The following is a 10,550-nucleotide window of genomic DNA, read 5'->3' as shown; positions in this document are numbered from 1 at the left end:
AGGAGTCTGGTCCGTGTCTCAGTACCAGTGTGGGGGATCTCCCTCTCAGGACCCCTACCCATCATCGTCTTGGTAAGCCGTTACCTTACCAACTAACTAATGGGACGCATGCTCATCTTTTACCGTTGGAACTTTAATGTATAAACCATGCGATTCATACATACTATGGGGCATTAATCCAAATTTCTCTGGGCTATTCCCCTGTAAAAGGTAGATTGCATACGCGTTACGCACCCGTGCGCCGGTCTCATTACCCGAAAGTAACTACCCCTCGACTTGCATGTGTTAGGCCTGCCGCTAGCGTTCATCCTGAGCCAGGATCAAACTCTTCATCGTATATTTTAATATTGTCGATAATTCAACTCTATCTAATTTCGATTAGCCTTACTTTCTTTTTCTTTGTCTTATCTTTTGGATAAGACGGCTGTCAATTCAATATGTCTATGAACGTGTCTTCTTTATTGTTTTGCTATCTTTACTTTGCCTTACATTACTCTTATTAGTAAGCCATGCTTGACGTGTTTCAGTTAGCGGGTGCAAAAGTACAATTTATTTTTTAACTCGCAAGTAAAAAGAAAAAAATATTTATTTTTATTTTTACTACTCAATAACTCAAAAAACTTACTCGTTTTGCGGACGGCAAAGGTAAAACCTTAATCCGTATTACACAACTTTTTTTTAAGTTTTTTTTCAGTGTTTGTTAATGAACGTCTGCCTTAATGCGGGTGCAAAAGTAGCTATTCTTTTCACTCTCGCAAATCTTTTTCAAACCTTTTTTAAAAGTTTTTTTTAATCAGCTGGTTTTGTGATTGTTGTTGAACAAAGTTTTTTTTTATCTCTAAAGAAAACAACTGAAGTAAACAAAAACATCTTTTGAAATACTACATATAATCAATACAAAAACAACCTAGCCCTGATTGAAGCAGTTACCTTGTAACGCGTAAAGCAGGAATATGGATTGCAAAAATGCGCTGATGGGTCGCTTTAAAAAATACTTTGAGATATTATACCTATATATATTGTATGTGTTTTGTTAATCTCCTATATTTGCAGTCCATAAAATTTAAGGAATGATAAAGATTACTCTACCTGACGGTTCGGTTAAGGAGTTTGCAAATGGTACAACTCCGATGGATGTTGCAAAAAGCATCAGTGAAGGATTAGCGCGAAATGTGATTTCGGCAGCTTTTAATGGTACAACTATAGAAACTTCTACGGAATTAACGACCGATGGTTCACTTATATTATATACATGGAATGACAAAGAAGGTAAAAAAGCTTTTTGGCATTCTACATCACATGTTATGGCTCAAGTTTTGGAGGAAAAATACAATGGTATTAAATTGACTCTCGGACCTGCTATTGATAATGGATTTTATTATGATGTTGATTTTGGTGATAACAAAATAACTGATGCAGATTTTAAAGCTATTGAAGATAGAGTTTTAGAAATATCTAGAGAGAAGCATGAATTTAAAATGCGTGCTGTTTCTAAAGCAGAAGCATTGGCTACCTATAAGGATAACGAATATAAGACGGAGTTGATTTCTAACTTAGAAGACGGAACGATTACATTTTGTGATCATTCTAATTTCTTTGACTTGTGTCGTGGCGGACATATTCCGAATACTGGAATTATTAAAGCTATGAAAATCATGAGTGTTGCTGGTGCCTATTGGCGTGGTGACGAGAAAAACAAACAATTAACTCGTGTTTACGGAGTTTCATTTCCTAAACAAAAAGATTTAACTGACTATCTTGAATTACTTGAGGAAGCTAAACGTCGTGATCATAGAAAACTTGGGAAAGAATTAGACTTATTTGCTTTTTCACAAAAAGTAGGTCAAGGTTTACCTTTGTGGTTGCCAAAAGGAGCCGCTTTGAGAGATCGATTGGAGCAATTCTTGAAAAAAGCACAGAAAAAAGCAGGTTACGAACAAGTAGTTACTCCACATATTGGTCAAAAAGAGCTTTATGTAACTTCTGGTCATTATGCAAAATATGGTGCTGATAGTTTCCAACCAATAACAACTCCTGCAGAAGGCGAAGAGTTTTTATTGAAACCTATGAACTGTCCTCATCACTGTGAGATTTACAATACAAAACCATGGTCGTATAAAGATTTACCAAAACGTTATGCTGAATTTGGAACTGTTTATAGATATGAACAAAGTGGTGAATTGCATGGATTAACTCGTGTGCGAGGATTTACTCAAGATGATGCTCATATTTTCTGTACTCCAGATCAATTGGATAGTGAGTTTAAAAAAGTAATTGACCTTGTATTATATGTATTTGGCTCGTTAGGTTTTGAAAACTTTACCGCTCAGATATCATTACGTGATAAAGAAAATAGAGATAAATATATAGGTAGCGATGAGAATTGGGAAAAAGCAGAAAATGCTATTATTAATGCTGCAGCTGATAAAGGTTTGAATACTGTAGTTGAATATGGTGAAGCTGCTTTCTATGGTCCTAAGTTGGATTTTATGGTAAAAGATGCTTTAGGAAGAAGTTGGCAACTTGGAACAATTCAGGTTGATTATAACTTACCAGAGCGTTTTGAATTAACTTATAAAGGTGCAGATGATAAATTACATCGTCCTGTTATGATTCACCGTGCACCATTTGGTTCGATGGAGCGTTTTATTGCAATTTTACTAGAACATACCGCAGGAAACTTCCCACTTTGGTTGATGCCAGAACAAGCTATTATCTTGTCTTTGAGTGAGAAATATGAAAATTATGCGAAAAAAGTTTTAGAATTGCTAGAAAATCACGAAATTCGCGCCCTAATTGACAACCGCAACGAGACGATTGGTAAGAAAATTAGAGAAGCCGAAGTTCAGAAGATGCCGTTTATGCTGATAGTTGGTGAGGAAGAAGAGAAAAACGGAACCATTTCTGTACGTCGTCACGGTCAAGAAGGAAAAGGTAATATCACGGTTACAATTGAAGAATTTGCTAAAATTGTGAACGAAGAAATTGCCAAAACATTAAAAACATTTGAAGTTTAACTAAAATAATAAAGCCATAGCAATTAGAAACAACAGAGGTTATCAACCTCGAGTAGAAAAAAAAGATGAACACAGAATAAATAATTTTATTCGTGTACCTGAAGTACGTCTTGTTGGAGACAATGTAGAACCAGGTATTTTTAAAACTGCAGATGCTATGCGTCTTGCGGATGAATTAGAATTAGATTTGGTAGAGATTTCTCCAAATGCTGAACCACCAGTATGTAAAATTATCGACTATAAAAAGTTTGTTTACATGCAAAAAAAGCGTGAAAAAGAGCTTAAAGCAAAATCAACGCAAATTGTGGTTAAGGAAATTCGTTTTGGTCCTCAAACAGACGAACATGATTATGAGTTCAAAAGAAAAAATGCTGAAAAATTCCTTAAAGAAGGTTCAAAATTAAAAGCATTTGTATTCTTCAAAGGACGATCAATCATTTATAAAGAGCAAGGACAAATATTATTATTACGTTTAGCTCAAGACTTAGAAGAACACGGAAAAGTAGAAGCTTTACCTGTTCTTGAAGGAAAGAGAATGATAATGTATATCGCTCCTAAGAAGAAAAAGTAAACAGAATTTATTCTGATATTAAAAATAAGTAAGTAAGTTAAATTTAAATAAATTAGGGAAATTATGCCTAAAATGAAAACAAAATCTAGTGCTAAGAAACGTTTTAAAGTTACTGGCTCTGGAAAAATTAAAAGAAAACACGCTTTCAAAAGCCACATCTTGACTAAAAAGTCTAAGAAGCGTAAATTAGCTTTAACTCACTCTGCTTTAGTTGCTAAAGTAGATGAAAAAAGCATTAAACAACAATTAAGAATTATCTAATCGACTTTTGTCAATTAAAGAATAATTCTTTAGGTTAAAACAATTTTAATAACCTTGGAGTATGGCTATAAAGTTCCTTTGATTAAATTCAGGACGCCTGCTACAAAAACACAAGAAAATTATGCCAAGATCAGTAAATTCAGTTGCTAAAAGAGCAAGAAGAAAAAAGATAATGAAGCAAGCCAAAGGTTTCTTTGGTCGTCGTAAAAACGTTTGGACTGTAGCTAAAAACGCAGTTGAAAAAGCGATGGTTTACGCTTATCGCGATAGAAAACAAAACAAGAGAAACTTCCGTTCATTATGGATTCAACGTATTAACGCTGGAGCTAGATTAGAAGGAATGTCTTACTCTCAATTCATGGGATTAGTTAAGAAAAACGGTATCGAATTGAACCGTAAAGTATTAGCAGATTTAGCAATGAATCACCCAGAAGCTTTCAAAGCTGTTGTGAAAAAAGTGAAATAAAAAACGTTTGTACAACCCGTTTAACTTACTTACATATAGAAAATCCCAATCGAAAGGTTGGGATTTTTTGTTTTATATAAATAATTTGTTTTTCTAACCAAAAACTTCTTCCTTCTCGCCATCATAACTCGCAAAAACCATACTTGGATGCGAATCTTGATGAAACATATTTCCTTCTTTATCAATAGCAATTGCGCCAGCAAAACCATCATAAGGTTTCAATTCCGCAAAGGTTTTTTCGAATGCTTTGTCTAATGAAAATCCATCAGTAACACGTGTAACAATTTTGGCTGCAGTTGCATTACTTACAATATCTTCTCCTACTCCAGTCAAACTTACACCACAAAATTCATTGACATAATTTCCTGCAACAGTTGCACTATCGGATATTCTTCCAGGAATTTCAAATCCTTTTCCGCCAGTTGAAGTTGCGGCAGCTAAATTCCCATTGGAGTCTAAAGCCACACAACCTACAGTTCCTGTTCCTGTCGCAGCTAATTTTGCTTCATATTCTGCTCTACGCTGTGGAATTTCAGTAGAAAATTTTTCAAATCCGTATTGTCTTGCAAAGTTGGTTGCTCCACTTCCACCCAAAACTCTATCATCAACTTTCATCAATTCTAAAGCCACTTGAATAGGATTTTTAACTTCTTCAATATTAATAACGCCACTAAACTTTTGTGTAGTTCCATCCATCAAAGAAGCGCTCATTCTAATTTTTCCATCACTTTGAATCTGCGAACCAATTCCAGCATTAAACAAGTCGTCATCTTCTAATAACGAAACAGCATAAACTACCGTTTCAACAGCCGAATGCGTTTTCAAATACTCATAAGAATCCTTTACAATTCTCAATAAAGCATTTTGCTTAGCAACTTTTGTCTCATGACTTGTTGAAGATTCAGAAAAAAAACCGCCGTGAATTATTATTTTCATTAGTTTTGGTTTGTAGTTAATGGTTTGTGGTTTATGGTCAACAATTAACAACAAACTACAAACCATTAACTTTTTTTAAACGTATTGCGAACTACTAATAGTCATTTTAAAAGTATCCAAATCAAAAGTATCGTATTTGCTCATCACGTGAGTTACTAAATGATTAATTGATATTGGCTTACCAAGTTCAACTTGTGTCAAATTAGTATCTTTTACTTCTCTTCCGTCAACTAAAATTACAAGCCCAGAACCGATAGCTTCCATTTGTCGACCGTTCAAAATCAACAAACCAGTATCTTCTCCAAGACCAATTCCTAAAACTTTTGGATTTCCAACAACCGCTTGGAATAACCTTCCAATTCTACCACGTTGTACGAAATGCGTATCAATTACAACATCATCAATCAATCCTAAACCAGAAGTAATCTTCACCTCTCCTTTTAATAAAGCTTCATGACTACTTCCTTGATAAATCATATTATTACTTGCCGCTGCTGCACCTGCAGAAGTTCCTGCGTAAATAAAATCGGTATTTCTATATTTATCAATCAAAATATCATCAAATGGAGTTCCACCCAAAATAGAAGTCAATCGCAATTGATCACCACCAGTAAACATTACTACATCCGCTGCTTTTAAACGCTCTAAAATTTCAGGATCGCTTGCTTGTTCACGTTTTTCGATATACAAAACATCAACATTATTCGCACCCAAATAGCTAAAAGCTTTAACATATTCCGGACCAATTTCTCTCGGAATTTTTGATGCCGTAGTGATAACTTCAATCCTAGATAACTCTTTCTTAGCGGATTCTTTTATGATTCTTTTCAAAATTCCCTCTTCAAAAAAGTTTAAATTTTTTGGAGCGTCTTTATCCAGATTTGTTTCGGTAAAACTGCCTTTATCAACAGCGCCACCTATTATTATTAGTTTTCCTTGTATTTTCATGCGGTAAAAATAACTATTTCATAATATTTCGCAAACGTTTTATTGCTTTTTGAAGCGAAACTTATTGACTACTTATTAACCATGTTCCTGCTTTACGCTCTACAAGGTGCCGCTTCAATCAGGGCTAAACGGCATTTGTATTGCATTTCATTCATTTTTTCAAAAGAAAATCCGTTATTTTAGCTTTCAAAAGGCAAAGCAAATCCCTAAAAATCAACACAACGATAATAAATCAAATAAAAATCAAACTTTTTCTCATAAAAAATGTTTCATAATAATAAATATTTTCTATTTTTAACAAATCCATTACAATCAATACAAAACAAAATACCAATAGAATATGAAGATCGATAAAATTCAAGCGTTACGTGGACCAAATATTTGGAGTGTACAAAGAAAAAAGCTAATCCAAATGCGATTAGATTTAGAAGAATTAGAAGAACGTCCTACAAATAAAATTGAAGGTTTTCGTGAACGAATTGAAGCCATGTTTCCTACAATGATTGAACATCGCTGTTCCGAAGGTTGTCGTGGCGGTTTCTTTTCAAGAGTAGAAAGAGGAACTTGGATGGGACACGTTATTGAGCATATTGCTTTAGAAATTCAAACCCTTGCTGGAATGGAAACCGGTTTCGGAAGAACTCGTGAAACCAAAACTCCAGGAATATATAATGTAGTTTTTAGCTATACAGAAGAAAACGTAGGTTTATACGCAGCAGAAGCAGCAGTAAGAATTGCTGAAGCTCTAATAGATGGAACGGATTACAATCCTGAAGAAGATATTCAGAAAATGCGTGAGATTCGTGAGCGCGTTAGACTTGGACCTTCTACAGGAAGCATCGTTGAAGAAGCTGTTGCTCGTGATATTCCTTGGATTCGATTAGGAACTAATTCTTTGGTACAATTAGGTTATGGTGTAAACCAAATGCGTTTTCAAGCAACAATTACTTGTAAAACAAGTAGCATCGCTGTAGATATTGCATGTAATAAAGAACAAACTAAAAAAATGTTAGACGCAGCATCTATTCCTGTTGCAAGTGGCGGAATTTGTGTTGATGAAGAAGATTTAGAAGCAGTTGTTAAGAAAATTGGTTATCCAATTGTACTAAAGCCACTTGACGGAAATCACGGAAAAGGAGCTTCCATAAACGTAAAAACATGGGAAGATGCTGTAGAAGGTTTGGCTTATGCAAAAAAATACAGTCATCGAGTTATTGTAGAAAAATTTATTACAGGTTATGACTTTAGAGTTTTAATCATTGATAATAAATTAGTTGCAGCAGCAAAACGCGAACCTGCTCACGTAAAAGGAGATGGAAAACAAACCATACAACAATTAATAGAAGAAACCAACCTTGACCCAAGACGTGGTTATGGTCATGAAAATGTATTAACTCAAATAGATGTTGATAGAGATACTACCGATTTATTAGAAAAACTAGGTTATACGTTAGAAACCGTTCCAAGAAAAGACGAAGTGGTTTATTTAAAATCAACGGCTAATTTAAGTACAGGTGGAACTTCTGTTGATATAACTGATATGATGCATCCAGAAAATATTTTCCTTTGCGAAAGAATTTCTCGAGTAATCGGATTAGATATTTGCGGAGTTGACATCATGGCAGAAAATTTAACGCAACCATTAAAGGAAACAGGCGGTTGTATTCTTGAAGTTAATGCTGCACCAGGTTTCAGAATGCACTTAGCTCCAAGCGAAGGTTTGCCAAGAAACGTTGCTGCTCCAGTAATTGATATGCTTTATCCTCCTGGAAAACCTAGTAGAATTCCGATTATTGCCGTAACAGGAACTAATGGAAAAACTACAACGACACGTTTAATGGCACATATTGTAAAAAATAATGGCTATCGTGTAGGTTTCACAACATCTGATGGAATTTATGTTCAAAACCATTTGATGGAAAAAGGTGATACTACAGGACCAATTTCTGCCGAATATATTTTAAAAGATCCAACGGTAGAATTTGCAGTTCTTGAAACGGCTCGTGGCGGAATTCTTCGTTCAGGTTTAGGTTTCAGTCGTTGCGATATCGGAATTATTACTAACATTCAAGAAGACCATTTAGGATTATCAGATATTCATACTTTAGACGATTTAGCTCGAGTAAAAGCAACTGTGGTTCGCAGTATCAAAAAAGATGGTTGGGCAATTTTAAATGCAGAAGACGACCAATGTTTGAAAATTGCAAACGAATTGAGTTGCAATGTTGCCTATTTTTCAATGGATGAAAACAATCCAAAAGTGCAACAATTTGCTAAAGAAGGAAAAATTGTAGCCGTTTACGAAAACGGATTCATCACCATTAAAAAAGGCGAATGGAAAATTCGTGTAGAGAGAGCCACTCACGTTCCGTTAACAATGGGCGGAAAAGCTAAGTTTATGATTGCTAATGTTTTGGCAGCCACTTTAGCAGCTTATTTACAAGGATTTAAAACAGAAGATATTAGTTTGTCATTGCAAACATTCATTCCAAGTGCGGCGCAAACACCAGGAAGAATGAATATTTTCGAATTCAAAAAATTCAAAGTATTAATTGATTTTGCTCACAATCCAGCAGGATATAAAGGTGTTGAAGAATATTTAAGTAGTGTTGAAGCTACCAAAAAAATCGGAATTATTGCTGGTGTTGGTGATAGACGTGACGAAGACATTAAAGAATGTGCAACAATTGCAGCTAGAATGTTTGACCACATCATCATTCGCCAAGAAAAATATTTACGAGGAAGAACCGAAGAAGAAATCATTGGATTAATAATGGAAGGGATTGCAGCTTCAGGAAGAACTATAACTCACGAAATAATTTCTAAAGAAACCGAAGCTATCAAACACGCCATTGACACTGCCGAAGATGGAACATTTATCACAGCATTAAGCGACGTAGTTACTAATGCCATTGAAATTGTTCAAAGTTATTTGGATAAAGAACAAGAAGAAACTGTTTAATAGATAAATTTCTAATACTTAAAATCCCAAATTCCAGACGGTTTTTGGGATTTTTTAAATAAATAAGAAAAAAATGAAAAAACAAATATTTACATTTTGCTTACTCTTTTTGTTGTTAATAAATGCTTCTTGTCAAAAAAAAGATACTAAATCTAGCGAAATCATTAAACCTGAATTTGATAAAATTTTAGATAATTTGAATGTAAAAGGCTCTGTATTGATTTACGATTTAAAAAATAACACCTATTATTCAAATAATTTTTCTTGGGCAAAAATGGGAGTTATTCCTGCTTCAACGTTTAAAATACCAAATTCAATAATTGCTTTAGAGACAGGAGTTATTGAGAGCGACTCTACTGTTTTTAAATGGAATGGAGAAAAAAGAAGATTTAAAAAATGGGAACAAGATTTAACCCTAAAAAAAGCTTTTGAAGTCTCTTGCGTACCTTGTTATCAAGAAATTGCTAGAAAAGTTGGTGTAAAAAGAATGAAATCGTATTTGAAGAAACTAAACTATAAAGGAATGGTTTTCGACACACTAACAATAGATAATTTTTGGCTAGAAGGAAAATCAAGAATTTCACAAATGCAACAAATTGATTTTTTAAAACGATTATATTTTTCAGAACTACCCATAACCAAAAGAACTGAAAATATTATTAAAGACATTATGAAAATCGAAGAAACAGCTGCATACACTTTAAGTGGCAAATCAGGTTGGGGAATGAGAAATGAAATTAATAATGGTTGGTTAGTAGGATATTTAGAAAAAAATAATTCAGTATATTTTTTTGCAACCAATATTGAAAAAGAAGAAACGAATATGGATGAATTTCCAGCAATAAGATTAAACGCAACTAAAGAAGCTTTTAAAAAATTAAATATTCTAAATTAAATGCAAAACTTACAAAACCTCATTTCGCAACTAGAATCAAAAATTCCTTTTCATGAAAAGACAAATCCTACTGTTTCAAACGCAACAGTTGGTTGGCAAATTGAGCATAGTTTGAAAACTATTTATCAAATTACTTTAGCTGTTAAAAACTCTAATCCTCAAGAATACCGATGGAAGTTTAATAAAAGTAAATTGTTTATTTCAATCTTGGGTTTCATTCCAAGAGGCAAAGCCAAAGCTCCAAAAGTAGTTCTTCCTGACGAAAATATTTCCGAAGAGTCACTATTGTTAAGTTTGCAAAAAGTAAAATCAGCACTTCAAGAATGGGATACGTTTGATAAAAACGCTTATTTTCCACATCCCTTTTTCGGAAACTTGAATAAAAAATCTACAATGTGGTTTTTGAAATTACACACCAAACATCATTTGAAAATTGTAAATGATATTTGTAAAGCATAATTTCAAATCATAAAATGATTAAAAAATCAATTAAA

The 10,550-nt window shown here is 33.8% G+C and carries 9 protein-coding genes and 1 rRNA gene; 7 read left to right on the top strand and 3 right to left on the bottom strand.

Annotated elements, in window-relative coordinates:
• Window positions 1-336: ribosomal RNA gene (locus ACIQ06_RS09465) — 16S ribosomal RNA — on the bottom strand; the annotation flags it as partial.
• A 734-nt stretch (window positions 337-1,070) separates the two neighbouring features.
• Here ACIQ06_RS09465 and thrS point away from each other — a divergent pair.
• From thrS to rplT, 4 genes are all read left to right on the top strand, one after another.
• On the top strand, window positions 1,071-3,017 hold the full coding sequence (gene thrS / locus ACIQ06_RS09460; protein WP_396145753.1) for a threonine--tRNA ligase: 1,947 nt from the start codon (window positions 1,071-1,073) through the stop codon (window positions 3,015-3,017).
• A gap of 22 nt (window positions 3,018-3,039) precedes the next feature.
• Window positions 3,040-3,588 carry a translation initiation factor IF-3 gene (gene infC, locus ACIQ06_RS09455; RefSeq protein ID WP_298120296.1) on the top strand — a complete coding sequence of 183 codons (549 nt, stop codon included), beginning with the start codon at window positions 3,040-3,042 and terminating at the stop codon, window positions 3,586-3,588.
• A gap of 63 nt (window positions 3,589-3,651) precedes the next feature.
• A complete protein-coding gene (gene rpmI / locus ACIQ06_RS09450) occupies window positions 3,652-3,849 on the top strand; it encodes a 50S ribosomal protein L35 (protein ID WP_298120276.1) in 198 nt (65 codons plus the stop codon).
• 121 nt (window positions 3,850-3,970) lie between these two features.
• Entirely contained in the window at window positions 3,971-4,315 is a 345-nt protein-coding gene (rplT, locus tag ACIQ06_RS09445; protein ID WP_298120274.1) for a 50S ribosomal protein L20, read from the top strand.
• 93 nt (window positions 4,316-4,408) lie between these two features.
• Here the strand turns inward: rplT and ACIQ06_RS09440 are convergent, their stop codons facing one another.
• Complete coding sequence (locus ACIQ06_RS09440) at window positions 4,409-5,251, bottom strand: isoaspartyl peptidase/L-asparaginase (RefSeq protein ID WP_396145750.1); 843 nt, start codon at window positions 5,249-5,251, stop codon at window positions 4,409-4,411.
• Between the two features lie 75 nt (window positions 5,252-5,326).
• Window positions 5,327-6,199: a cyanophycinase gene (locus ACIQ06_RS09435; RefSeq protein ID WP_396145748.1), complete on the bottom strand. Its 873-nt coding sequence runs from the start codon at window positions 6,197-6,199 to the stop codon at window positions 5,327-5,329.
• A gap of 340 nt (window positions 6,200-6,539) precedes the next feature.
• On the opposite strand from ACIQ06_RS09435, the gene cphA reads away from it, so the two are divergent.
• From cphA to ACIQ06_RS09420, 3 genes are all read left to right on the top strand, one after another.
• Window positions 6,540-9,161: a cyanophycin synthetase gene (cphA, locus tag ACIQ06_RS09430; protein WP_396145746.1), complete on the top strand. Its 2,622-nt coding sequence runs from the start codon at window positions 6,540-6,542 to the stop codon at window positions 9,159-9,161.
• A gap of 73 nt (window positions 9,162-9,234) precedes the next feature.
• Window positions 9,235-10,056, top strand: coding sequence for a class D beta-lactamase (blaOXA, locus tag ACIQ06_RS09425; protein ID WP_396145744.1), 822 nt, complete (start codon window positions 9,235-9,237; stop codon window positions 10,054-10,056).
• Window positions 10,057-10,515, top strand: a complete 459-nt coding sequence (locus tag ACIQ06_RS09420; RefSeq protein WP_396145742.1) for a DUF1569 domain-containing protein — start codon at window positions 10,057-10,059, stop codon at window positions 10,513-10,515.
• The last annotated feature ends 35 nt before the right edge of the window (window positions 10,516-10,550 follow it).

It is taken from the genome of Flavobacterium sp. (assembly GCF_044341265.1).
In the GTDB taxonomy this organism is placed as follows: domain Bacteria; phylum Bacteroidota; class Bacteroidia; order Flavobacteriales; family Flavobacteriaceae; genus Flavobacterium.
This window is presented reverse-complemented; position numbering and strand designations above follow the sequence as displayed.

Coding starts and splice junctions, on each gene's coding strand:
- thrS (WP_396145753.1), top strand. CDS start 1,071: ATGATAAAGATTACTCTACCTGACGGTTCGGTTAAGGAGTTTGCAAAT.
- blaOXA (WP_396145744.1), top strand. CDS start 9,235: ATGAAAAAACAAATATTTACATTTTGCTTACTCTTTTTGTTGTTAATA.
- rpmI (WP_298120276.1), top strand. CDS start 3,652: ATGCCTAAAATGAAAACAAAATCTAGTGCTAAGAAACGTTTTAAAGTT.
- ACIQ06_RS09440 (WP_396145750.1), bottom strand. CDS start 5,251: ATGAAAATAATAATTCACGGCGGTTTTTTTTCTGAATCTTCAACAAGT.
- cphA (WP_396145746.1), top strand. CDS start 6,540: ATGAAGATCGATAAAATTCAAGCGTTACGTGGACCAAATATTTGGAGT.
- ACIQ06_RS09420 (WP_396145742.1), top strand. CDS start 10,057: ATGCAAAACTTACAAAACCTCATTTCGCAACTAGAATCAAAAATTCCT.
- rplT (WP_298120274.1), top strand. CDS start 3,971: ATGCCAAGATCAGTAAATTCAGTTGCTAAAAGAGCAAGAAGAAAAAAG.
- ACIQ06_RS09435 (WP_396145748.1), bottom strand. CDS start 6,199: ATGAAAATACAAGGAAAACTAATAATAATAGGTGGCGCTGTTGATAAA.